The 23,772-nt window shown below is 65.6% G+C and carries 19 protein-coding genes; 15 read left to right on the top strand and 4 right to left on the bottom strand.

Annotated features, from left to right (window positions below; all coding sequences use genetic code 11):
* Positions 1 to 194: 194 nt before the first annotated feature.
* From uppS to ACY65G_RS20720, 15 genes are all read left to right on the top strand, one after another.
* Entirely contained in the window at positions 195 to 938 is a 744-nt protein-coding gene (uppS, locus tag ACY65G_RS20790) for a polyprenyl diphosphate synthase (RefSeq protein WP_464999192.1), read from the top strand.
* Positions 939 to 950: 12 nt separating this feature from the next.
* Positions 951 to 1,784, top strand: coding sequence for a phosphatidate cytidylyltransferase (locus ACY65G_RS20785; protein ID WP_464999191.1), 834 nt, complete (start codon positions 951 to 953; stop codon positions 1,782 to 1,784).
* 52 nt (positions 1,785 to 1,836) lie between these two features.
* Positions 1,837 to 3,039 carry a 1-deoxy-D-xylulose-5-phosphate reductoisomerase gene (gene ispC / locus ACY65G_RS20780; RefSeq protein WP_464999190.1) on the top strand — a complete coding sequence of 401 codons (1,203 nt, stop codon included), beginning with the start codon at positions 1,837 to 1,839 and terminating at the stop codon, positions 3,037 to 3,039.
* Between the two features lie 37 nt (positions 3,040 to 3,076).
* Positions 3,077 to 4,435, top strand: coding sequence for an RIP metalloprotease RseP (gene rseP / locus ACY65G_RS20775; RefSeq protein WP_464999189.1), 1,359 nt, complete (start codon positions 3,077 to 3,079; stop codon positions 4,433 to 4,435).
* A gap of 118 nt (positions 4,436 to 4,553) precedes the next feature.
* Positions 4,554 to 6,887 carry an outer membrane protein assembly factor BamA gene (gene bamA, locus ACY65G_RS20770; protein WP_464999188.1) on the top strand — a complete coding sequence of 778 codons (2,334 nt, stop codon included), beginning with the start codon at positions 4,554 to 4,556 and terminating at the stop codon, positions 6,885 to 6,887.
* A gap of 87 nt (positions 6,888 to 6,974) precedes the next feature.
* The gene (locus ACY65G_RS20765; RefSeq protein ID WP_464999270.1) at positions 6,975 to 7,511 is read left to right on the top strand and encodes an OmpH/Skp family outer membrane protein; all 537 of its coding nucleotides are present in this window, start codon (positions 6,975 to 6,977) and stop codon (positions 7,509 to 7,511) included.
* A gap of 74 nt (positions 7,512 to 7,585) precedes the next feature.
* A complete protein-coding gene (gene lpxD / locus ACY65G_RS20760) occupies positions 7,586 to 8,665 on the top strand; it encodes a UDP-3-O-(3-hydroxymyristoyl)glucosamine N-acyltransferase (protein WP_464999187.1) in 1,080 nt (359 codons plus the stop codon).
* On the top strand, positions 8,662 to 9,132 hold the full coding sequence (fabZ, locus tag ACY65G_RS20755) for a 3-hydroxyacyl-ACP dehydratase FabZ (RefSeq protein ID WP_464999186.1): 471 nt from the start codon (positions 8,662 to 8,664) through the stop codon (positions 9,130 to 9,132). Before lpxD ends, fabZ begins: the two co-directional genes overlap by 4 nt.
* A gap of 13 nt (positions 9,133 to 9,145) precedes the next feature.
* The gene (lpxA, locus tag ACY65G_RS20750; protein ID WP_464999185.1) at positions 9,146 to 9,934 is read left to right on the top strand and encodes an acyl-ACP--UDP-N-acetylglucosamine O-acyltransferase; all 789 of its coding nucleotides are present in this window, start codon (positions 9,146 to 9,148) and stop codon (positions 9,932 to 9,934) included.
* A 25-nt stretch (positions 9,935 to 9,959) separates the two neighbouring features.
* The gene (lpxB, locus tag ACY65G_RS20745) at positions 9,960 to 11,111 is read left to right on the top strand and encodes a lipid-A-disaccharide synthase (RefSeq protein WP_464999269.1); all 1,152 of its coding nucleotides are present in this window, start codon (positions 9,960 to 9,962) and stop codon (positions 11,109 to 11,111) included.
* Positions 11,108 to 11,728, top strand: coding sequence for a ribonuclease HII (rnhB, locus tag ACY65G_RS20740; protein WP_464999184.1), 621 nt, complete (start codon positions 11,108 to 11,110; stop codon positions 11,726 to 11,728). Before lpxB ends, rnhB begins: the two co-directional genes overlap by 4 nt.
* 10 nt (positions 11,729 to 11,738) lie before the next feature.
* On the top strand, positions 11,739 to 12,533 hold the full coding sequence (locus ACY65G_RS20735; RefSeq protein WP_464999183.1) for a TrmH family RNA methyltransferase: 795 nt from the start codon (positions 11,739 to 11,741) through the stop codon (positions 12,531 to 12,533).
* Between the two features lie 12 nt (positions 12,534 to 12,545).
* Positions 12,546 to 13,739 (top strand): EAL domain-containing response regulator, encoded by a 1,194-nt coding sequence (locus ACY65G_RS20730; RefSeq protein WP_464999182.1) that lies wholly within the window; start codon positions 12,546 to 12,548, stop codon positions 13,737 to 13,739.
* A 373-nt stretch (positions 13,740 to 14,112) separates the two neighbouring features.
* Positions 14,113 to 17,370, top strand: coding sequence for an nSTAND1 domain-containing NTPase (locus ACY65G_RS20725; protein ID WP_464999181.1), 3,258 nt, complete (start codon positions 14,113 to 14,115; stop codon positions 17,368 to 17,370).
* An 11-nt stretch (positions 17,371 to 17,381) separates the two neighbouring features.
* Positions 17,382 to 17,744 (top strand): DP-EP family protein, encoded by a 363-nt coding sequence (locus tag ACY65G_RS20720; protein ID WP_464999180.1) that lies wholly within the window; start codon positions 17,382 to 17,384, stop codon positions 17,742 to 17,744.
* Between the two features lie 48 nt (positions 17,745 to 17,792).
* On the opposite strand, the gene ACY65G_RS20715 is transcribed toward ACY65G_RS20720, so the two are convergent.
* The 4 genes from ACY65G_RS20715 to ACY65G_RS20700 all read right to left on the bottom strand — a co-directional run bounded on the left by ACY65G_RS20715 (position 17,793) and on the right by ACY65G_RS20700 (position 23,757).
* Positions 17,793 to 18,875: a mechanosensitive ion channel family protein gene (locus ACY65G_RS20715; protein ID WP_464999179.1), complete on the bottom strand. Its 1,083-nt coding sequence runs from the start codon at positions 18,873 to 18,875 to the stop codon at positions 17,793 to 17,795.
* A gap of 10 nt (positions 18,876 to 18,885) precedes the next feature.
* Entirely contained in the window at positions 18,886 to 21,213 is a 2,328-nt protein-coding gene (gene ggpS / locus ACY65G_RS20710; protein ID WP_464999178.1) for a glucosylglycerol-phosphate synthase, read from the bottom strand.
* A gap of 308 nt (positions 21,214 to 21,521) precedes the next feature.
* Positions 21,522 to 22,673, bottom strand: coding sequence for a mechanosensitive ion channel family protein (locus ACY65G_RS20705; RefSeq protein WP_464999177.1), 1,152 nt, complete (start codon positions 22,671 to 22,673; stop codon positions 21,522 to 21,524).
* A 184-nt stretch (positions 22,674 to 22,857) separates the two neighbouring features.
* A complete protein-coding gene (locus tag ACY65G_RS20700; RefSeq protein ID WP_464999176.1) occupies positions 22,858 to 23,757 on the bottom strand; it encodes an RNA polymerase sigma-70 factor in 900 nt (299 codons plus the stop codon).
* Positions 23,758 to 23,772 lie beyond the last annotated feature (15 nt).

Below are 23,772 nucleotides of genomic sequence, written 5' to 3'. Positions count from 1 at the left end.
GCTGGGGTCTGTCCCCGGTAAGTGTTGGCGCAAGCGCCAGCCGTTGCCGTCTCAAGGGGACTGACCCCTGTTTTTTCTCCGTGCCGCCACCAACCGGGAACAAGCCTCTGTTTTCAGGAAAATATTTCTTGAAAATAGGTGCCTGTCCCCGTTTTTTTTTGTACAGTTCATCTTTTGGCGTTAAAGCGTTACTAATGAGATATACGAGTTCGACGACCGCAGTGCCCGACGTGCCGAATGTGCCACGCCACGTGGCGATCATCATGGACGGCAACGGCCGTTGGGCCACCAAGCGTTTCCTGCCCCGCGTGGCGGGCCACGTCAAGGGCGTGGAAGCGGTGCGCACGGTCGTCGAAGCCTGTGTCAACCGGGGTGTCGAATACCTGACGGTGTTCGCGTTCAGTTCCGAGAACTGGCGCCGGCCGGAAGAGGAAGTCTCCCTGCTGATGCGCCTGTTCGTCACCGCGCTCGAGCGCGAAGTGGCGAAGATGCATGCCAATAATATCCGCCTGAAGGTCGTCGGCGATCTGTCCCGCTTCGACGCCAAACTGAAGGACATGATCGCCGCCGCCGAGCGCAAGACGGCCAACAACTCCCGCCTCACCGTTACCGTGTGCGCCAACTATGGCGGCCGCTGGGATATCATGCAGGCAATTGGCAAGATGGTATCGGCACATCCGGGCGCCACGGATTTCTCGGAAGCGCAGCTCGCGCCGCACCTGGCAATGGCGTATGCGCCCGAACCGGACCTGTTCATCCGCACCGGCGGCGAGGAGCGCATCTCGAATTTCCTGCTGTGGCAGCTCGCTTACACGGAGCTGTATTTCACGGATACGTACTGGCCCGATTTCACTGCCGAGAAGCTGGACGAAGCCATCGCGTCCTACCAGCACCGCGAACGCCGCTTCGGCCGCACCGGTGAACAACTGAAAAAATAACAGATACAAAGCATGCTGAAGACCCGGATCATTACCGCCGTCATCCTGTTTGTCGTGCTGGTGGCCGTGCTGTTCTCCGGCTCGCTGCCGGCCGTGCAGGCACTCGTCGCCATCGCGTTTTTCGCCACGGCGTGGGAAACGTTCCGGCTGTTCAAGCTGCGCGCGCCGGCCGTCGTCGCCGCCTGCTGGACGGCGGCGTTCGCCTATACGTTCTTCTACAACGTCGGGCTGGAGCAGGCCCGTTTCTGGCTCGCGCTGGGCGCCGCCATCTGGCTGCTGCGTTTCCTGCCGTCGCTGAAGGTGGGCCTGCCGCCGATGGAGGGCTTCGGCAACACGCTGCTGTCCATGGTGTACGCCGCAACGCTCGTGTCGTGCTTCGTGGCGATCCTCTTGCTGCTCCAGCGCTCGCCGCTGTACCTGATCTCCGTGATGGCACTGGTGTTCATCGCCGACATCGGCGCCTACTTCTCCGGCAAGAAATTCGGCAAGCGCAAGCTGGCGCCGACGATCTCGCCCGGCAAGACCGTGGAAGGCGCGATCGGTGGCTGGATGGCCGTGCTGGTGCTGGCATCCATCACGATCTTCGCCGCGCCCTACCAACCATGGCTGCAGGATACCTTCGCCGTGCGCGTGCAGGCGCAACTGGGCTGGGGCATTGCCCTGGCCGCGCTTTCCGTCATCGTCGGCGCCGCGATCGTCGGCGACCTGTTCGAATCCCAGCTCAAGCGTCGCGCCGGCTTCAAGGACAGCAGCAACCTGCTGCCCGGCCATGGCGGCGTGCTCGACCGCATCGATGCCCTCGTGCCGGCCCTCCCGATTGCCGCGCTCGTCGGCGGCTGGCTGTAAAAGGAAACGGAACATGCCAGGCCTTCGCCGGCATGTTTCAAAGGAATTGACTATGCAAAGCATCACCATTCTCGGCGCCACCGGCTCCATCGGCGTCTCCACGCTCGACGTCATCGCCCGCCATCCCGACCGCTACACCGTCCACGCGCTGTCCGCGCACAGCCGCGTCGATGAACTCGCGGCGCAATGCCGGCAGTTCCGGCCGAAGGTGGCCGTCGTCGGCAGCGCCGAGGCGGCCGACCGGCTGGCGGCGCTGCTGCGTGCCATGAACCTCGACACGCAGGTGGCGTGGGGCGAGCAGGCGCTGTGCGAAATCGCGTCAAGCGGCGAGGTCGATGCCGTGATGGCGGCGATCGTCGGCGCCGCCGGCCTGGCGCCCACGCTGGCCGCCGCGCGCGCCGGCAAGAAGGTACTGCTGGCCAACAAGGAAGCCCTGGTGATGTCCGGCCAGCTGTTCATGGATGCCGTGGCGGCTTCCGGCGCGACGCTGTTGCCGATCGATTCCGAGCACAACGCCATCTTCCAGTGCCTGCCGTCGACCTATCGCCGCGTGCCCGAGGCGGCCGGCGTCACGAAGATCCTGCTGACCGCGTCCGGCGGCCCGTTCCTCAAGCGCGCGGTCGAAACGCTCGATACGGTCACGCCGGCCGAGGCCTGCAAGCATCCGAAGTGGGTCATGGGCCGCAAGATTTCCGTCGATTCGGCCACCATGATGAACAAGGGCCTGGAAGTGATCGAGGCGCACTGGCTGTTCGGTGCCCCGGCGGCGCAGATCGAAGTCGTCATCCATCCGCAATCGGTGATCCACTCGATGGTGTCGTATGCGGACGGTTCGGTGATCGCCGAACTGGGCAACCCGGACATGCGCACGCCGATCGCCAACGCGCTGGCCTACCCGGAGCGGATCGCCTCCGGCGTCGCCCAGCTCGACCTCACGCAGGTCGGCACGCTGCAGTTCGAAAAACCCGACTTCAACCGGTTCCCCTGCCTGGCCCTGGCGTACGACGCGCTGAACGCCGGCGGCACCGCCCCCGCGTTGCTCAATGCGGCCAACGAAGTGGCCGTGCAGGCCTTCCTCGACGAGCGCATCGGCTTCCGCCAGATCGACCGCGTGATCGCCGGCGTGATGGACACGCTGCCGCACGGCCCGGCATCGTCGATCGATGCCGTGATGGCGCAGGATGCGGCGGCCCGCGCCGCGGCCGAACGCGCCGTCGCCGCGCTGGGCCATCCGCTGAAGGCGGCCAGCGCCTGACGACCAACCGATCCACGCGCCTCCCGGGAGCATCGCCATGAACCTGCTGCAGACGGTCGTCGCCTTCGTCATCGTGCTGGGCACGCTCGTGGTCATCCACGAACTGGGCCACTACCTGGTGGCGCGCTGGTGCGGCGTGAAGGTGCTGCGTTTTTCCGTCGGCATGGGCCGCGTGGTCTGGTCCCGCCGCGTGGGGCCGGACCAGACCGAGTGGGCGGTCTCCGCGCTGCCGCTGGGCGGCTACGTGAAGATGCTGGACGCGCGCGACCAAGATGTGAAGGACATCGCCGAAGCGGACCTGCCGCGCGAGTTCACGCGTCAGAATGTGTGGAAGCGCATCGCCATCGTGGCCGCCGGGCCGATCGCCAACTTCCTGCTGGCGATCGTGCTGTTCGCCGGGCTGTACATGCACGGCATCGAGGAGCCGGCCACGCGCCTTGCCGCGCCGGCCGCGCAGACGCCTGCCGCCGCGGCGGGCCTCGATCGCGACGACGTCGTGCGCGCCGTCGGCGGCAATGCCGTCCACGGCTGGTCCGAGCTGCGCTGGCAACTGATCGAAGCGGTCGTCGCATCGAAGGATGGCGAAGGTGTCCACGTGGAAGTGGACCGCCCGGGCCGCGGCCGCTTCACGTTCACGCTGCCGGCCACCGCGCTGCGCGCGGTCGATCTCGATGGCGACGTGCCGGGCGCGCTGGGCTTCAACATCTGGCTGCCCGCGCCCGTGCTGGGCAAGGTCGATCCGCAGGGCGCCGGCGCCCGTGCCGGCCTGCGCACCGGCGACCAGGTGGTAGCGCTGGATGGCGCGCCGGTGACGGACATCGCCACGTTCAGCGGGGCGATCCGCAAGGCCGCGGCACGCACCGTGCAGGTAGACGTGCGGCGCGATGGCGCGCTGGTGCGCGTGCCCGTGGTGCCGGAAGCCGTTTCGGGTAAAGACGGTGTAACAGTCGGTAAGATCAAGGTGGAGCTGCTGGGGCGGCCGGATATGATCGTCGTGGCGGACGGTCCGTTCGGCGCGGTGGCCAAGGCCGCGCGCAAGGTGTGGGACACCAGCGTGCTGACCGTGCGCATGATCGGCCGCATGATCGTCGGCGAGGTCTCGTGGAAGAACGTGACCGGGCCCATCACGATCGCCGACTATGCGGGCCAGAGTTCGCGCATCGGCCTGGCGAGCTACCTGTCGTTCATGGCCGTGGTCAGCATCAGCCTGGGGGTGATGAATTTGCTCCCGATACCGGTTCTGGATGGCGGCCATTTGCTGTATTATTCGCTGGAAGTTTTGACTGGGCGCCCGGTGCCGGAGCGTTTTGGGGAGATTGCACAGCGTCTGGGTGTCGGGTTGTTGGTGACCTTGATGGCGCTCGCTGTATTCAACGATGTCGCGCGGTTGCTTTGACCCGCCCGCCGCGTGCAGTCTCGTATTTGGGAAGCTGGTTCGGAATGATTGCGGATGAGGTGTCGAAAGGTGCTGTCCGGATTATCGCGAAGCGGCTTTCACGCCTTCACATTTGCCAATGAAATTCATCTCTGACCGCTTTGCTTCGCCTTCGTTTCGCCGCACGCTGATCGGTGCCGCCGTTCTGGCTTTCTGCTCCGGCAGCGCCTTCGCAGTCCAACCCTTCGTCGTCAAGGATATCCGCGTCGAAGGCATCCAGCGCACCGAAGCGGGCACCGTGTTCAGCTACCTGCCGGTGCGCGTGGGCGAAACGTTCAGCGACGACAAATCCGTCACCACGATCAAGGCGCTGTACGCGACCGGCATCTTCAAGGACGTGCGGCTGGAAAAGGACGGCGACGTGCTCGTCGTGATCGTCGAGGAACGCCCGGCGATCGCCAAGGTCGATTTCACCGGCACCCAGGAATTCGAGAAGGACATGCTCGTCACCGCGCTGAAGGACATCGGCGTGGGCGAAGCCAAGACCTTCGACAAGGCGACCGTGGACCGCGCCGAGCAGGAACTGAAGCGCCAGTACCTGTCGCGCGGCCTGTACGGCGTGAAGGTCACCACGACCGTCACGCCGATGGAGCGCAACCGCGTGTCCATCATGTTCAACGTCGACGAAGGCGAGATCGCCCGCATCAAGCAGATCAACATCGTCGGCAACAAGGTCTTCTCCGACAAGGACCTGCGCAAGGAACTGTCGCTGGACACGTCCGGCTGGCTCAGCTGGTACACGAAGGCCGACCAGTATTCAAAGACGAAGCTGACCGGCGACCTGGAAGCGCTGAAGTCGTTCTACCTCGATCGCGGCTACGTGGAAATGAACGTCGATTCCACGCAGGTGTCCATCACGCCGGACAAGAAGGACATCTACCTCACCATCAACATCACCGAAGGCGAGCAGTACAAGGTTTCCGACATCAAGTTCGAAGGCGAGATGTATGGCCGCGAGGAGGAACTGCGCTCGCTGGTGCTGCTGAAGAAGGGCGAAACGTATTCCGGTGCCCGCCTGACCGCCACCAACAAGCTGATCACCGACCGCCTGGGCAACTTCGGCTTTGCGTTCGCCAACGTGAACGCCAACCCCGAGGTGGACCGCGAAAAGCGCGAAGTCGCCTTCACGTTCATGATCGACCCGGGCAAGCGTGCCTACGTGCGCCACATGAACATCCAGGGCAACACCACCACGCGCGACGAGGTGATCCGCCGCGAGTTCCGCCAGTTCGAGTCGAGCTGGTACGACTCGAACAAGGTCAAGCTGTCGCGCGACCGCGTCGACCGCCTGGGCTACTTCAAGGACGTGACGGTCGATACGCCGGAAGCGCAGGGCACCTCCGACCAGGTCGACGTGAACCTGACGGTGGTGGAAAAGCCGACCGGTAACTTCCAGATCGGCGGCGCGTTCTCGCAGGCCGAGAAATTCAGCCTGTCGGCGTCGATCCAGCAGGCCAACTTCGCCGGTTCGGGCAACACCGTGGGCCTGGAACTGAACACGAGCAAATACAGCCGCACGATCGCGTTCTCGCAGACCAATCCCTACTTCACGGACGACGGCGTCTCGCAGAGCTACGAACTGTACCTGCGCACGTTCGATCCGCCGGCCGTCAACACGGGTATGTACTCGATCAAGCAGACGGGTGGCCGGGTCAGCTGGGGCGTGCCGTTCTCCGAAGTCGATACCGTGTTCTTCGGCATCGGCCTGGAGCGTGCCACCATCAAGACCGACTTCACCAGCCCGAACTACTTCAAGCAGTATGTGCGCGACCTGGGCGGCCCGGCAAGCGGCGAAGGCGAGGTGTCGTCGAACTCCGTGCCGCTGACGGTGGCGTGGGGCCGCGACAGCCGCGACAGCGCGGTCACGCCGACGATCGGCCGCTACCAGCGCGCCAACCTGGAAATCGACCTGATCGGCGATTCGAAATACTTCCGCGCCGTGTACGAACACCAGTGGTACCGCCCGATCACGTCGTGGGCCACGCTGGCGCTGAAGGGCGAGTTCGACTACGGCCACGGCATCGGCGACAAGCCATACCCGGTGTTCAAGAACTTCTATGCCGGCGGCATCGGTTCCGTGCGCGGCTACTACAGCTCGTCGCTGGGTTACCTCGATACCAACGGCGACGCGCTCGGCGGCGCTTCGCGCCTGATCGGGAATGCTGAATTGCAATTCCCATTCCCGGGCCAGGGCAAGGACCGCAGCCTGCGCTGGTTCGCGTTCTTCGATGGCGGCCAGGTCTACCAGGAAGGCGACAAGATGCGCCTGTCGGAACTGCGCTTCTCGACGGGCCTCGGGGTGAGCTGGATTTCTCCGGTGGGCCCATTGAAGTTGAGTTATGCTAAGCCTATTAATCCGATAACCGGTGACCGCCTGGAGCGCTTCCAGTTCCAGATGGGTACCGGCTTCTGATGCCTGCACCGGCAAGGAAGCGGCAATAGGACGGCAATCAGGCACGGCAATGAGCAAGGCAATAAAAAGGCATTGAGGAGAACCATGTTGAAGACCGCATCTGCGACGCTTGGCAAGCTGTTTGCCGTCATGGCGCTGGGCTGGCTTGCGCTGGGAGCCACGGTTGCGCAGGCCCAGTCGCAGTCCTCGCCGCAAGTCTCCCGCATCGCCTGGCTCAGCCCCGAACGCATCTACAACGAGTCGAAGCTGGCCAGGCTTGCCGGCGACAAGCTGAAGGAAGAGTTCTCGCCGCGCGAGAAGGCGATGAACGAACTGGGCGCGCGGCTGAAGGCCGCCACCGAGAAGTACACGAAGGACGAGCCCACGCTGGGTGAACTGGACCGTGCCAAGCGCCAGCGCGAAGTGGTCGAGCTGGACAAGGAATTCCAGCGCCGCCAGCGCGAGTTCCGCGAGGATCTCTCCCAGCGCACGAACGAGGAGCGCGCGGCGATCGCCGAGAAGGCCACGCGGATCATCAAGCAGCTCGCGCTGACCGAAGGCTTCGACATCGTGCTGCAGGATGCCGTCTGGGCCAATCCACGCATCGACATCACCGACAAGGTGCTGGCCGCGCTGGACAAGTAAATTACCGGAACGCCGGCCAGGAACTGCCATGTTGCGGCAGTTGGCCGGCTTTTCCACTTTTGATTGGATAGTTCATGGGCATTCGACTGGGAGACCTGGTCGAGCGCTTCGGCGGAGAGTTGACCGGCGACCCCGACCTGCAGGTGGTGGGGATCGCGCCGTTGACGGATGCCGGCGTTTCACACATCAGTTTCCTCTCCAACAGCAAGTTCCGCGCGCAGGCCGGCCAGAGCCGCGCCGCGGCGCTGATCCTGTCGCCGAACGATGACGCGCTCGTCGCGCAGACCTACCCCGGCGCGCGCATCGTCACGAAGAATCCGTACGCCTACTTTGCCCGTGCCGCGCAGTATTTCGAAGCGCTGACGGCGCACGTGCCGGCACCGGGCATCCACCCCACGGCGTATGTGGACCCGACCGCGCAGGTCGATGCCACGGCCCACGTGGGGCCGCACGCCACCATCGAGGCGGGCGCCATCGTGAGGGCGCGCGCGGTGATCGATGCCGGCTGCTTCGTCGGCCGCGAGGCGGTGGTGGGCGAGGACACGCATTTCTTCGCCAACGTCACGTTCCACGCGCGCTGCGTGATCGGCGCGCGCGGCATCCTGCATTCGGGCGCCGTGATCGGCACCGACGGCTTCGGCTTCGCCAACGAAGGCGGCGTCTACATCAAGATCCCGCAGGTGGGCCGCGTGGTGATCGGCGACGATGTCGACATCGGCGCCAACACCACGGTCGACCGCGGTGCGCTGGCCGACACGGTGATCGAGGATGGCGTGAAACTCGACAACCAGATCCAGATCGGCCACAACTGCCACATCGGCGCGCACACGGCCATGGCCGGCTGCGTGGGCGTGGCCGGCAGCGCCCGGATCGGCAAGTACTGCACGTTCGGCGGCGCGGCGATGGTGCTCGGCCACCTGACGATCGCCGACCACGTGCACGTGTCGTCGGCCAGCATGGTGTCGCGCTCGATCGCGGAGCCCGGCCACTACACCGGCTTCTACCCGCTGGCAAAGAACAGCGAATGGGAAAAATCCGCAGCCATCGTGCGGAACCTGGGTGCCATGCGCGAGAAGATCCGCGCACTCGAGAAATCGATCAAGAACATCAATAACTCCAATAATCAAGCCAACGAGCAAGAAGACGAATCATGACCACTGCTGAGAACAAGACCCTGTGCATCAACCAGATCAAGGAACTGCTGCCGCACCGCTACCCGCTGCTGCTGGTGGACCGCGTGCTGACCTGGGAAGCGAACAAGACGATCACGGCCATCAAGAACGTGACCGTCAACGAAGAATTCTTCAACGGCCACTTCCCGCACAAGCCGGTGATGCCGGGCGTGCTGATGATCGAAGCGATGGCGCAGACCGCGGCCATCCTGTCGTTCCTGACGATGGGCATCAAGCCGGACGAGAATTCGGTCGTGTACTTCGTGGGCATCGACAACGCGCGCTTCAAGCGCCCGGTGGGCCCCGGCGACCAGCTGAAGATGGACGTGGAGATCCTGCGCGTGTCGCGCGGCATCTGGAAATACAAGGCGGTGGGCAGCGTCGATGGCCAGACCGCGGTCGAGGCGGACCTGATGTGCACCATCCGTAACACCGCCGAAACGGCATAAAACCGGAGGCAGCATGGCAACCATTCATCCTACCGCGATCGTCGATCCGAAGGCACAGCTGGGCGAAGGCGTGGAAATCGGCGCCTATTCGCTCGTGGGGCCCGACGTCGTCATCGGCGACCGCACCTGGGTCGGCCCGCACGTGGTGATCGAGGGCCATACGACGATCGGCAGCGACAACAAATTCTTCCAGTTCTCGTCGATCGGCGCGCCGCCGCAGGACAAGAAATGGAACGGCGAACCCACGCGCCTCGAAGTGGGCGACCGCAACACGATCCGCGAATTCTGCACGTTCAACCTGGGCACGGTGCAGGACAAGGGCGTGACGAAGCTGGGCAACGACAACTGGATCTCGGCCTACGTGCACCTGGCGCACGACTGCGTGGTGGGCAGCAACACCATCTTCTCGAACAACGCGCAGATGGCGGGGCACGTGGAGATCGGCGACTGGGTCATCATGAGCGGCTATGCCAACGTGCACCAGTTCTGCAAGATCGGCGCCCATGCCTTCGTCGGCATGAGCACGAGCCTCACGCAGGACGTGCCGCCGTTCGTGCTGCTGAACGGGAATCCGGCGCAGGCGCACGGCATCAACATCGAAGGCCTGAAGCGCCGCGGGTTTACGCGCGAGCAGATCAACGCACTGCGCGCCGCGTACAAGACGCTGTACCGCTCGGGCCTCACGCTGGAGGAAGCCAAGGCGGCGCTGCTGGAGCAGGAGCAGAACACCCCGGATGCAGCCGACCACCTGCGCGCATTCCGCACCTTCCTCGATACCGCTTCCCGTGGCATCGTCCGCTGATCCGCGGACCGGCGGCACGGGCAAGATGGGTAGCCTGAGCGTGGCCATCGTCGCCGGCGAACCGTCCGGCGACATGCTGGCCGCGCGCCTGCTGGCAGGCCTGCGGCCGCACCTGCCCGATGCCCGCTTCCACGGCATCGGCGGGCCGGCGATGATGGCCCAGGGGTTCCAGTCCGACGTGCCGCTCGAAACGATGACGGTGCGCGGCCTGTTCGAGATCATTCCCCGCTACCGCGAACTGAAACGCATCCAGCGCACGCTGCGCGACCGGCTGCTGGCCGAGCGTCCGGCCGTGTTCATCGGCACCGACTACCCGGGATTCAACCTGGGCCTGGAGGGGGAGCTGAAGGCGGCGGGCATCCCGACCATGCACTACATCGGGCCGCAGATCTGGGCGTGGCGCGGCGGCCGCATCAAGAAGATCGTCAAGAACGTTTCGCACATGCTGGTGATCTTCCCGTTCGAGGAAGAGATCTACCGCAAGGCCGGCGTGCCGGTCACCTACGTGGGGCACCCGCTGGCGGAACTGATCCCGCTGGAGCCGGACGTGACGGCGGCGCGCCGCCACCTCGGCCTGGCCGACGACGCGAAAGTCGTGGCCATCATGCCGGGCAGCCGCATGGGTGAACTGAAGTACAACACCACGGCCTTCATCGGCGCCGCGAAGCTGCTGCGGCAACGCGAGCCGGCGCTGCATTTCGTGGTGCCGATGGCAGGCGACAGGCAGAAGGCATATTTCACGCAGCTGGTCGCGCAGGCCGGCTTGCAGGACGTGCCGCTGCAGCTGCTCGATGGCGAAAGCCATGCCGCCATCTGCGCGGCCGACGCGGTGATGGTGGCATCGGGCACCGCATCGCTGGAAGTGGCGCTCTACAAGAAGCCGATGGTCATCGCGTATAAAATGATGCGGGCCTCCTGGGAAATCATGCGGCACATGGGCTACCAGCCATGGATCGGCCTGCCGAACATCCTGGCGCGCGAGTTCCTCGTGCCCGAACTGCTGCAGCACCATGCCAGCCCCGAGGCGCTGGCGGAACACATGTGGAAGCAATTGACGGACGCGCCGCACCGTGCGAACCTGATCCGTCGCTTCACGGAAATGCATCACAGCCTGCTGCGCAACTCCGCCGAGGAGAGCGCCGCGGCCGTATTGAAAGTCATGGGGAAAACAACGTGAACACGAAGCAGAGCGGCCTGTTCGACGACCTGCCTTATTCGCTGGACGAAATCATCTGCGGCGTCGACGAAGCCGGCCGCGGCCCGCTGGCCGGCCCCGTGTACGCGGCCGCGGTGATCCTGCACCGCGAGCGGCCCATCACCGGCCTGCGCGATTCGAAGAAGCTGACCGAGGCAAGGCGCGAAGAGCTGGCGCCGCTGATCAAGCGCGACTGCATCGCCTGGGCGATCGCCAAGGCGTCCGAAGCGGAGATCGACAAGCTGAACATCCTGCAGGCGTCGCTGCTGGCGATGAAGCGGGCCGTGCATGCGCTCGAGACCATTCCCACGCTGGCCCTCATCGATGGCAACAAGTGCCCCGTGATGAAGATCCAGACGATCGCCATCGTCGACGGCGACGACAAGATCGAATCGATCTCCGCCGCGTCGATCCTGGCGAAGACCGCGCGCGACGACGCGCTGCGCAAGCTGCACAGGAAGTATCCGCAATACGGCTTCGACCAGCACAAGGGCTATGGCACCGCCCAGCACCTGGAAGCCCTGAAGCTGCACGGCGTGACGCCGGTGCACCGGCGCTCGTTCGCACCGGTGCGCGAGCTGCTGGAACTGGCGTTTTGAAACACAGGCAATGAAAATCATCTCTTCGCGCGACAACGCGCAGTACAAGGAACTGAAGCACCTCGCCACCAGCGCCCACGCGCTGCGCAAGGCCGGCCGCACGCTGCTCGATGGCGTGCACCTGTGCGAGACATGGCTGCAACTGCGTGGCCAGCCGGAGCAGTGCATCGTCAGCGAGAGCGGCTTGCGCCATCCCGAAATCGTCGCACTGGTGGCGAAGCTGGAAGCGGCGCATGGCCGTGTGCTGCAACTGCCCGACGCGCTGTACGAGCCGCTGTCGCAGGTCGAGCATGGCGTCGGCATCCTGTTCCTCGTGGAGATGCCGCGGCAGGCCGTGCCGGCGGCGCTCACCGTCAACGCCGTGCTGCTGGACAATGTGCAGGACCCCGGCAACGTGGGCTCGATCCTGCGCAGCGCCGCGGCGGCCGGCATCCGTGAAATCCATTGCAGCCCCGGCACGGCGTTCTGCTGGTCGCCGAAGGTGCTGCGCGCCGCGATGGGTGCGCACTTCGTTCTCGATATCCACGAGAATGTGCCATTGGCGCCGCTGCTGTCAGGCGCCAGAATTGCCACGCTGGCCACCAGCGGCTATGCGAAGCGCACGCTGTACGAGATCGACCTGAAGCAGCCCGTGGCCTGGGTGTTCGGCCACGAGGGGCAGGGCGTGTCGGACGAGCTGCTGTCGCTGGCAAGCCAGCAGGTCGTCATTCCGCACCTGGGGCAGGTGGAATCGCTGAACGTGGCCGCCTGCGCGGCCGTGTGCTTCTTCGAACAGGTCAGGCAAGGCCTGGCGCGAGCCGGCTGACACGGAGGGATCATGGAGATCGCCGCATTGCAGTTCCTGGTGGCCGAAAGCGAACCGGTACAACGCGAGCTGCTGGCCGGGCTGTTGCGCAGTGCCGGCGCGCGGCACATCCATGTCGCGCCGGACGGCCACGCGGCGCTGCGTGCGCTGGAAGGCGCCGCTCCCGCCATCGATATCCTGGTACTCGACCTGTCGCTGGCCGGCATGGACGGACTGGAGCTGATCCGGCGCCTCGCCGAAGCCGGATGCCGCGCCGGGGTGATCGTCGTCGGCGCGCAGGGCGGCGACATTCTCTTTTCCGTTGAAACGATGGCGCTGGCGTATGGCGTCGACCTGCTGGGTGCCGTCGCCAGGCCCGCGTCGGCCTCGCGGCTCGAGGCGCTGGTGGCCAACTACACGCGGCCGGCCGATGTCGCCGCGCCACCGGTTGCCCCGTCGTTCACCTTCGCCGAAGTGGGCAAGGGCTTGCAGGCGCGCGAGTTCGATCCGTTCTTCCAGCCGAAGATCGAGCTGGAAACGGGGCAGGTGAAGGGCCTGGAGATGTTCGCCCGCTGGCGGCACCCGCAGCACGGCGTGCTGGGCCCGGCGGCCTTCATGCCGGCGCTGGAAGAGGCCGGCCGCATCGATTTCCTCGACTGGAGCATGATCGAGAAATCGGTGGCCGCATGCCGCACGCTGCACGACCAGGGCATCCCCATCTCGTTCTCGGTCAACGTGGATCCGGGCACGCTGTCGCATGCGCAATTCATCGTCCAGATCGGCGCCTGCCTGGAACGGCACCGTATCCTGCCCGGCTACATCACGTTCGAGATCACGGAATCGTCGGTGCTGCAGACCGACCCGCACTTCCTGGAACGCCTGCTGCGGCTGCGCATGATGGGCTTCGGCCTGGCCATCGACGACTACGGCACCGGGCGCTCGAATCTGCAGCTGCTCGCATCGGTGCCGTTTTCCGAGCTGAAGATCGACCGCAGCTTCGTCGACGGCGCCTCGCGCAAGCGTGCCATCGGCACCGTGCTGAAATCCTGCCTCGGCCTCGCCCGCAGCCTGGACCGCATGTCGTGCGCCGTCGGCGTGGAAACCAAGCAGGACTGGGATTTCCTGCAGGGACTCGGCTGCACGTATGCCCAGGGCTATTACATCGCCAGCCCGATGCCGGTCGACGAGTTCCCACAGTGGCTCGTCGAGTGGCGGCAGTTCTTCTGAAGCGGCCCCCGTTGACGGGCGCCGCATGATACGCAACGATTCCAGGTAAGCAGCTGCATGGCGGCCCGCACGGAGCCGCCCCGGCCGTGCTCCATTGCGCCATTGCCCCATTGCGCCATCGCGGCATGGCGATATTGTCTCGCGCTGTCCGGACCCCGCGTCCAGCATCGGCCGGCACCGTCCTTCCCGCCGCGCGCCCCTGCCGTGGCACCGGCGACACGACCGTAAATTTAAACAGATGAAGTTTTCATCAATATCATCTGCAAGTGTTAGCATCGAATCCACAGCAGGGAAGGTTCAATCCAGGTGCATGCCGCATCGCCCGCACTGCGTCGATCCTACGATTGCAAGTGACTGATCCAGAAGAGCAGATATGCCATTTGCGTTGAAGGTAAAGTCATCTGCAAGCTTCCGGTTCGGCGACTGGCATGTCGATACGGCGGCCAATGCCATCAGCAAGGATGGTGTGCGGCGCCAGCTCGAGCCCCGTACGATGGAGGTACTGGCCTTCTTGTGCCGGCGTCCCAACGAGGTGTTGTCGGCCGAGGAAATCCTGGCCGGCTGCTGGGGGAATGCGATCCAGGGCGATAGCCCGCTGCACAAGGTGCTCAGCCAGCTGCGCAACGCGCTTGGCGATTCTGCAGTGGCGCCGCGCTATATCGAAACGATCAGGAAACGCGGCTACCGAGCAATTGCCGAGGTGCAGAGTGCATTACCGCCCGGCCCGACATGGCGCGACAGTTCGCCTTTCCGTGGCCTCGAGGCTTTCCGGCTCGAACACGCGGCCGTGTTCCGCGGCCGCGAAACTGCTACAGCCGCGCTTGTCGATACGCTGCGGGCGCAGGCCGGCAACGGCTGCGCATTGGCGCTCGTGCTCGGTCCGTCCGGTTCCGGCAAGACGTCGCTGATCCAGGCGGGATTGCTGGCACACCTGATGGTGAACGGCATGGCCGGCGCGCCGCTGGCCGACGCGGTCACGTTCGATTGCGCCGATATCGGCGATGCCACGCTGTTCGAAGCACTCGGCAGCGTGCTGCTCGACGCGGAGGCCGGCGGCGCCGGCATTTTCCCGGACGAGAGTGCGGCTACGCTCGGCCAGCGGCTCGCATCCGACATGGCCTGGGTGCAGACCAGGCTGCGCAATGAACTCGGCAGGGCAGTGCTGTTCCTGTTCGTCGACCGGCTCGAGGCGGTGTTTCGTGCCGGCCACCTCATCGACGCGCAGCGCTTTGCCTTCCTCGAATGCCTGGAACAGCTCGGGCGGTGCGGGGTGGTGGTCGTCATCGCCTGCCGCAACGATTTTTACCCGCAACTGATGGCCAGCCCCATGATGGGCGCGCTGAAAAAACGCGGCGGCCATTTCGACCTGTCCCCGCCCGACGCCACGGAGATCGCCCAGATCATCCGCCTGCCTGCGCAGGCGGCAGGCTTGCGGTTCGAGGTGGACGACGCCAGCGGCACAGGCCTGGACGATTTGCTGTGCCAGGCCGCGCAGGCCGGTGCCGACGTGCTGCCGCTGCTCGAATACTGTTTGCACGAACTGTACCGCCGCCGAAGCGCCGATGGCGTGCTGACCCTGGCCGTGTACCGCGAACTGGGCGGCATCGAAGGCGCGATCAGCGCGCGGGCAGAAGAAATGATCGCCGGGCTCGGGCCGGCCGAGGTGAATGCACTGCCGCGCGTGCTGTCACAGCTGGTCAGTATCACCGAGGAGGAATCCATGGTGACCGCGCGCCGCGCGCCGATCGCGGTACTCGAAGCGGGGCCGGAACGGGAACTGGTCAAGGCACTGGTCGACGCACGCCTGTTTGTCACTGACCTGTCGGCGGGCGGCGCCACGTTCGGTATCGCGCACGAGGCGCTCCTGCGCCGCTGGCCGCGCGCCACCGGCTGGATCGACAAGCACCGGCAGGCACTGGCACTGCGTACGCGCCTTGTCGCGCAGGCCGCGCGCTGGCATGCAGGCGGCAGGGCGGCCGACCTGTTGCTGCCGCCCGGGCTGCAGGCGCGCCAGGCCGAGCTGCTGATGACGATGTCCGAACTCGGCCTGGCGCAGCTGGAGCGCGATTACATCACGGCGTCATCGCGCAAAGCCCGGCGTGCCGAGCGGTTGCGCAAGCTGGTCATTTCACTGGTGGCCACGCTTGCCGTACTGGCCAGCATTCTCGGCCTGACCGCCTTCGCCGCGCAGCAGCGCGCCGAGGCGCATCGCACCGAAGCGGAAGGGTTGATGGCGTTCATGCTCGGTGAGCTGGTGGACAAGATGCGGCCGCTGGGCCGGCTTGACCTGCTCGACAGCGTGAGCGAACGCGCACTGCGCTACCTGTCCGATGCCTCCCGGCTGGAGGAGCGGCCCGTGGCCCTGATGCAGCGCTCGAAAGCCCTGCAATTGATCGGCGAAGTCAGGATCGCACGCGGCGATTCGGCTGGCGCGCTGCAGGCGCTGCTGGCTGCACGCCGCATCATCGAGCAACAGATCGGTCTCGAGCCCGCCAACCGCGACGTGCTGGCCAGCCTGGGCGTGAATGCGTTCTGGCTTGGCCAGATCCATTTCGACCGCAATGAATGGGCGGCGGCACGGCAGCGTTTCGAGGAATACGCCCGTGTTGCCGACCGGATGGCGGCGGCCGCGCCGGGCGATGTCGATGCGTGGATCGAGCAATCCTACGCCCGTAACAGCCTGGGCAGCGTCGCGCTGAAACAAGGCGACACCATTGCCGCCGTGCAGGCATTTTCCGCCTCGGTCAGGTTGAAAGCGAAAGCATTCGCCGGCAAGCAGCGCGATCCCGTGCTGCAGGCTGACCTGGCGGATAGCGTTTCCTGGCTGGCCAGCGCCACTGTCCAGCTTGGCGAACTTGATACGGGCATGCGGCTGTTCCAGCACGAACTTGCGTTGCTGCAGCCATTGCTCGATGCGAAACCGGGCGACGGCTTATGGCGCCACCGCTATGCGCTGGCGCTGCGGCACCAGGCCGAATTGCGCATCGCCAGGGGCGATGGTGCTGCCGGCACGGCATTGCTGGCGCGGAGCGTGCAACTGCTGCGCGAGCTTGGCCAGAGCGATCCCAGCAACTTCGACTGGCAAATGGATGCCGACCGGACTGAACTGCAGCTGCTTGCCGTGCGGGCCGAGCCCGTCGACGCGGCGCGGCTGGATGCGCTGCATCGCAACTTCAGCGCGCGACACGCGCTGGAACCCAGGAAGATCGGCCCGGCCCAGCTGGCTGCCGCGGCATTGGCTTCCAAGGCCGCACTGCAATTGGCGCGGAACCAGGTCGATGCCGCCAGGGCCACGCTGGACCCGGCGCTGGCAACGCTGCGACGGCTGCATGCGGCGACGCCCGCCGATGCCGATCTTCGCGAATCGTTTGTGGCCGCGCTGCTCTCGCAGGCAAAAATCGAGCGTGCCGCGGGAGATGAACGCAATGCCTCGATTGCATGCCGGCACGCGACGCAGGTCCTGGCGCCGGTGATCGGCGGCAGCGCCGACTTCAAGGTGCTTGCCGCCTGGGTGCGCTCGCAGCACTGCCTGGGCACGCCCAGGAAGGCTGCCATGCAGCGCCGGCGCCTCGAGCAGATCGGTTATCGCGATACGCAGTACCTGGCATCGATTTCTCCAACAGCTGAATGAAAGGGCACCAAATGAGCGAAGAAGTGAGCGCAACGCGGTTTTATACCGTCAAGGCGACGGTTACCCGGAATCCGAATGGCACGCTGCATGGCGCCTACCCCCAGGCTTCGACGGAAATTACGAGCGTGAATGCCGTCATCAGCTTCCAGCTCGACACCACGCTTGACGGGGTCGTGTTCTGGGGCCTCGATATCACGCCGCCAACGAAGGATTTCGGCCCTCCCAGCATCAATGCGGGAGGCCTGCTGCTGACGATCGATGATACCGACCGCGACACAAGAACCACCACCTACAATGCGACATTGCGGGTGTTTGATCCACGCACGAGTACGGTGGTGTCCATCGATCCGCAGATCATCAACCGCCGTCCCTGAGCTTTGCATAACCGGTGCCGGCGCCTTTCCATCGCCGGCACCAGCGGCTCACGCCGCGCGCTTCTCCAGCGCGGCCAGCACCCCACTGTCGGCCACTCGCAGCATCTGCAGCGGATGCCCGAACGCGATGTCCTCGCTGCGCAGCCGCTGCAGCAGCGCCACGTTGATGGCCTGCTGCCGGTCCATGTACACCGTGTAGTCCGGCGTGGTCACATAGAACACCACTTCGAAATCGAGCGATGACGGCGAATAGGCCTTGAAGTGCGCGCGGTCGAAGCGCACGTCCGGCAGCGCGTCGACGATGTCGCGCACGATGTCGGGGATCGCCAGCACCTGCTCGGCGGTGGTGTCGTAACCGACGCCGAACCCGAACACCACGCGCCGCTCTTGCATGTGCTGGTAGTTGCGGATGCGGCTTTTCAGCAGGTCGGTGTTCGAGAACACGATCTGCTCGCCGCCCAGGCTACGCAGGCGCGTGGTCTTCAGGCCCACGTATTCGACGGTGCCGAGCATGTCGTTGACGATGATGAAATCGCCCACGACGAACGGCTTGTCCAGCACGATCGACAGCGACGAAAACAGGTCGCCCAGGATGTTCTGCGTGGCCAGCGCCACGGCGATACCGCCGATGCCGAGGCTGGCGACCAGCGTGGTGATGTTGACGCCGAAATTATCGAGGATCATCAGCACGATCACGAGCCACAGCACCGTGCGCAACACGAAGCCCATCGCCGCGGTCGACGTGGTGCTGGCCGCATCCTGCGTGCTGCGCCGCGCCCGGTAGTGCTCGAGCCAGTTGCGGATACCCACGTCGCCCCAGCGCGCGACCTGCAGCAGCAGCACGACGATGGCCGTGTGCGTGAGCAGCATGACCAGTTTCGGCGCCAGCGTCAGCCACTGCGAGCCCGCATAGATGCCCATCACCAGGATGAACAGCTTGGTCGTGGCGGCCAGCACCGTCACGGCCACGTCGTCGAGGAATGTTTCGGTGCGCACCGCCATGCGGCGCAGGCGGTGCAGCACCATCGCGTTGGTCACGTACAGCACGGCGGCCACGGTGGCGGCAATGCCGACCGCGACCAGCCAGGCGGTGACATCGTTGCCGAGAACCGTGTAGTTAAAACCCGTCATCGGCACCGCCTCACGCCGCTTCCAGTTCGTCGTCCAGCCCCGTGTTCATGACAGCGGCCAGGAAGTCGTCGCCCCATCGCGTCACGTCGTGCTCGGTGGCGATCATCGCCATGCGCGCGGTACGGTAGGAGCGCTCTTCCTCGCCCATCGTCAGCGCCTGGTGCAGCGTGGCCGTCATGGCGTTGGCGTCGTACGGATTGGTCAGCAGCGCGCCATGCAGTTCCACGGCGGCGCCCGCGAACTCGGAGAGGATCAGTACACCGGACTTGCCGGCCGCCTTGCGGGCCGCCACGTATTCCTTGGCCACCAGGTTCAGGCCATCGCGCAGCGGGGTGATCCAGGCCACGCCGCAGGCAGCGTAATGGGCGATCACTTCATCGAACGGCAGCGAGCGGTAGAAGTAGCGCACGGGCACCCAGTTCAGTGTGGAAAAGCGGCCGTTGATGCGGCCGACGGTGCGATCCACTTCCAGGCGCAGGCTGTCGTAGATTTCCATGCCCTTTGCCGCGGGCGTGATGATGTTCAGCAGCTGCACCTTGCCGATGTGCTCGGGGTGCTGTTCCAGCAGCCGCTCGAACGCCTGCAGCTTTTCCAGCGAGCCTTTCACGTAGTCCAGCCGTTCGATCGAAACGATACCCGTCACGCCACCGAGGTAGTCTTCGATGGCCGCCGTCATCGAGGCCACTTCCGGCCGGGCGACGAGGCCTTCGATCAGCGCCACGTCCGTGCCCACCGGGTGCGCGCCCAGCGTGACGGTGCGCCCGCCGGCTTCGATCGACGTCGTCATCGTGTCCACGCCGAGCGCGCAGCCGTAGGTGAGGAAGCGGGGCGCGCACGGTACCGCCGCACCCATTTCCACCGGCGCGAACGAGCGCACCGCATCGACGAAGTTTTCCACGTAGCGGGGAATGTGGAAGCCCACGTAATCGCATTGCAGCAGGCTGCCGATGATGTCGCGGCGCCATGGCAGGATGTTGAAGACGTCGCTGGACGGGAACGCGGTGTGATGGAAGAACGCGATGCGCAGGTCCGGCCGCAGCGGGCGCAGGAATGCCGGCACCATCCACAGGTTGTAGTCGTGCACCCAGACCACGGCACCCTCTGCCGCCTCGCGGGCGGTCTGTTCGGCGAACAGGCGGTTCACTTCCAGGAAGCGCTCCCAGTGGGCGGCGTTGAACTCGGCCTTGTCGGGGAACGAGAAGATGATCGGCCAGAACGCCTCTTTCGAGAACTTCTTGTAGAACAGGTCCACGTCTTCGGCGGTCAGGGGAATGCGTGCCGCGCGCAGGCGCGGGTAGGCCGCTTCGTCGACCGCGACGTGTGTCTCGAACCCTTGCGGCGCGCGGCTCTCCTGCTGCGACCACGCCACCCATGAACCCTTGCGGCTGCCCGCGAAGAAGCGCAGCAGCGTGGGGATGATGCCGTTCGGGCTCTTCGGCCTGCGGCGCAGGGCGACGCCGTTTTCGACGACCTCGTCGAACGGCAGGCGGTGGTAGACCATCACCAGGTCAGCATCGCCATGCGTGCCGGCCGGTGGCGCGACGGAGCGGGAACGGGGCAGGGCGCCATGGTGGGCCAGGCCTTCCAGGATGCCGTCGCAGCCTTCGCCGGTGGCGATATACACGCTTGGGCGGCGGCGCAGCTTCTGTACCAGCGCCGGCTCGGCCGCGCCGACGACGATGCCGGGCACGCCGGTCTCGAACATCGACAGGTCGTTCAGCGTATCGCCGGCCACCACGATGGACGACGGTTCGATGCCGATCGCCTGCGCGAGGCGCAGCAGCGCCGGGCCCTTGCCCACGCCGCGCGGCAGCACGTCGAGATAGCAGCCGGCGGACATCAGCAGGTCGCAGTCCAGCGCCTCGACGGCGGCGCGCAACGCCGGCGTCACGTCCGCCTCGCTGGCCACGAACGAGCAGCGCCGCTCCTGCGGCACGCTCTGGCGGCGCAGGCGCGGAAACTCGGCCAGCGCCTTCAGCACGGCCTGCGAGCCGGGCCAGCGCGCGGCGATTTCCTGCTGCAGGTTGTCCACCGGCTGCAGGTCGTGTCCATGCACGATGGTGGCGCCCACGTCGGCGATGATGTAGTCGGGCATCGGGATCGTCGGGTCGGACAGCAGCGGCAGGATCGATTCGAGGCCGCGGCCCGTCACGAAGGCCAGCCTTGCATTGCGCGGCACGGCGGTGAACAGCTCGCGCACGCGGCGGCGCGCTTCGGCCGAGCCGGCGAGCAGGGTCCCGTCGAGGTCGGTGGCAAGCAGGAAATTGTACGGGGTGATCGTTGAGACAACAGGGGAAGTAGCGGAAGAAGAGGTACTGCAGGACTGCAGGAATGCCATGGCGATTCATCCTTCGTTAGCGATGCGTCGGGCGCTTAGCAGGTGCGCCAAACTGGTTTTAGCGTGTGCCGGGAGCAGGCTCCCGGCCACGGTCACGGCGGACCGTTCACGCGGACGGATGCATGGGCGGCTGGCTGCCGGCCGATGCGAGAGGAAGGGAAAACAGCGGAGGTTGGTGCTGTCCAGTCCGTGTCCCCGTGCCAGGCACGGAGACACGGACTGGGCAGTTGTGCGGTTTCCCAACAGAAAACGGCGTCATTATACTACATTTATAGCAACATATTTGGGCAAATGTATTCCCGGGTCTTTCAAGGTTGCTGCGGCCGTGGCAGCGGGGCCGGCGGGCGCCGCTCCTGCGTGGCCGGGTCGATGCGTGCCGCGCCCTCGTAGCTTTCGTTGGCGGCTTCGCCACGCAGCACTTCGGGGTTCGACAGCTTGACGGTCTGCGTCGGATACGCGAACTCGATGCCGGCCTGGTTGAAGCGCTTGAACAGCGCGAAGTTGATGGCCTGCTGGGTATCCATGAACACGCCATAGTCGGGCGTCTGCATCGTGTACACCACCTCGAAGTCCAGCGACGAGGCACCGAAGGCCTTGAAGTGCGCGCGGTCGAAATTCACCTGCGGCTGCGCCGTGACGATTTCCTTCAGGATGCCCGGGATGCGTTCCAGCTGTTCCTCGCTCACGTCGTACGTGACGCCCACGGGAAAGACCACGCGGCGCGTTTCCATGCGGCGCACGTTGTGGATGCGGCTTTTCAGCAGGTCGCTGTTCGAGAACACGATTTCCTCGCCGTTCAGGCTGCGGATGCGCGTGGTCTTCAGGCCCACGTACTGCACGGTGCCGGCCAGGTCGTCGACGGTGATGAAATCGCCCACCACGAACGGCTTGTCGAGCAGGATCGACAGCGACGAGAACAGGTCGCCGAGGATGTTCTGCACGGCGAGCGCCACGGCGATGCCGCCGATGCCGAGGCTGGCCACCAGCGTGGTGATGTTGACGCCGAAGTTATCGAGGATCATCAGCACGATGACGGCCCACAGCGCGGCACGGACCACGAACGTGAGCGCCGCGGTGGAGGTGGTCGCGGCCACGTCGGTCGCGCCGCGCTTCTTGCGGTAGAAATCGATCCAGCCGCGCGCACCCACGTCCAGCCAGCGGGCGATCTGCAGCAGCAGGATCGCGACCGCCAGGTTGCGCAGCAGCGCTTCGGCCTTGTCCGACAGCAGCAGCCACTGGGTGCCGGCATAGATGCCCATCGCCACGATGAACGCGGTGCTCGTGGTCTTCAGCACGCGCACGGCCATGTCGTCGACGTGGGTGGCCGTATGCTCGGCGAAGGAAGCGATGCGGCGCACGAGGAAACGGTTCACGCCGTACAGTGCCATGCTGACGGCGGCGGCGATGCCGATGGCGATCATCCAGGTGGTCAGGTCATTACCCAGCAAAACATAGTCCATGTCTTCTCCTTGTCAGACGGGATGGATGGCAGGGCGGGGCCTGCGCTTGGAAGCACCGCGCCGCGTGGCGGCCGGTACGAGGAGAAGACGGGCGCGCGATGGCAAACGGGCGCCCGCCCTTTTGAAGAGTGGATGCTACCGTTGCTTGCCGGCCAGGTCGGTTAGCGGGCGCACATTCAAGTGTTCAAGGAAGGGACGCACAGAGGGGAGCAACGAGGGGAGCAACCCCGGCCAGCTTGTCCGGATTGCGGATCGCATAGATCGCCACGATCCTGCCGTCGTCGATGATGAACGCCTGGGCCGACTCCACGACGCCGCCGACGTAGCGCACGATGCCCGGTTCGCCGTTGATGCGCGCCATCCGGTACGTGACCCGGCCCGGGTTCGCATGCTCAACCGACCAGTAGACACCGGCGATGCGCGCGGCGCCCACCAGGATCTTGCCGAACGACGGCACCTTGCCGCCGCCGTCGGAAACCAGCCGCACGTCGTCGGCAAGGAAGGTCTTCATGGCGGCGCGGTCGTTGCCGGCGGCGGCCTGCATGAAGTTCGCCAGCAAGTCGCGGTGCGCATCCTTCGATACCGTGAAGCGCGGCTGTTCCTGCTGCACGCGGGCCTGCGCACGCGAGACGAGCTGCCGGCATGCCGCCTCGCTTTTGCCCAGCGTGGCGGCGATCTCCGCGTAGTCCTGGTCGAACACCTGCCGCATCAGGAAGGCGGCGCGCTCCTCGGGGGCGAGGCGTTCCAGTACCCACAGCATGGCCACCGACACGTCGCTCGCCAGCTCGGCCGCCGTTTCGGGCGTGCGTTCGTCCAGTTCCACCAGGGGCTCGGGCAGCCACCAGCCCACGTAAGCCTCGCGTTCCGCCTTGCGGCTGCGCAGCCGGTCGATCGACAGGCGCGTGGCGATCGTCACCAGCCATGCCTCGGGCGACTGCACCGCGTCGCGCGCGCTGGCGGCCCAGCGAAGCCAGGCGTCCTGCACCACGTCCTCGGCATCGGCGCGGGTGCCGAGCATGCGGTAGGCGATCGCGAACAGGCGCGGGCGCAGCGTGTCGAATGGGGCGTTGGTCTGGTCGTTCATGGCATGCCTATCGAT

It is taken from the genome of Pseudoduganella sp. jia 12 (assembly GCF_055502675.1).
The sequence above is the reverse complement of the archived record's forward strand: the minus strand, read 5'-3'. Positions and strand labels throughout refer to the sequence as shown.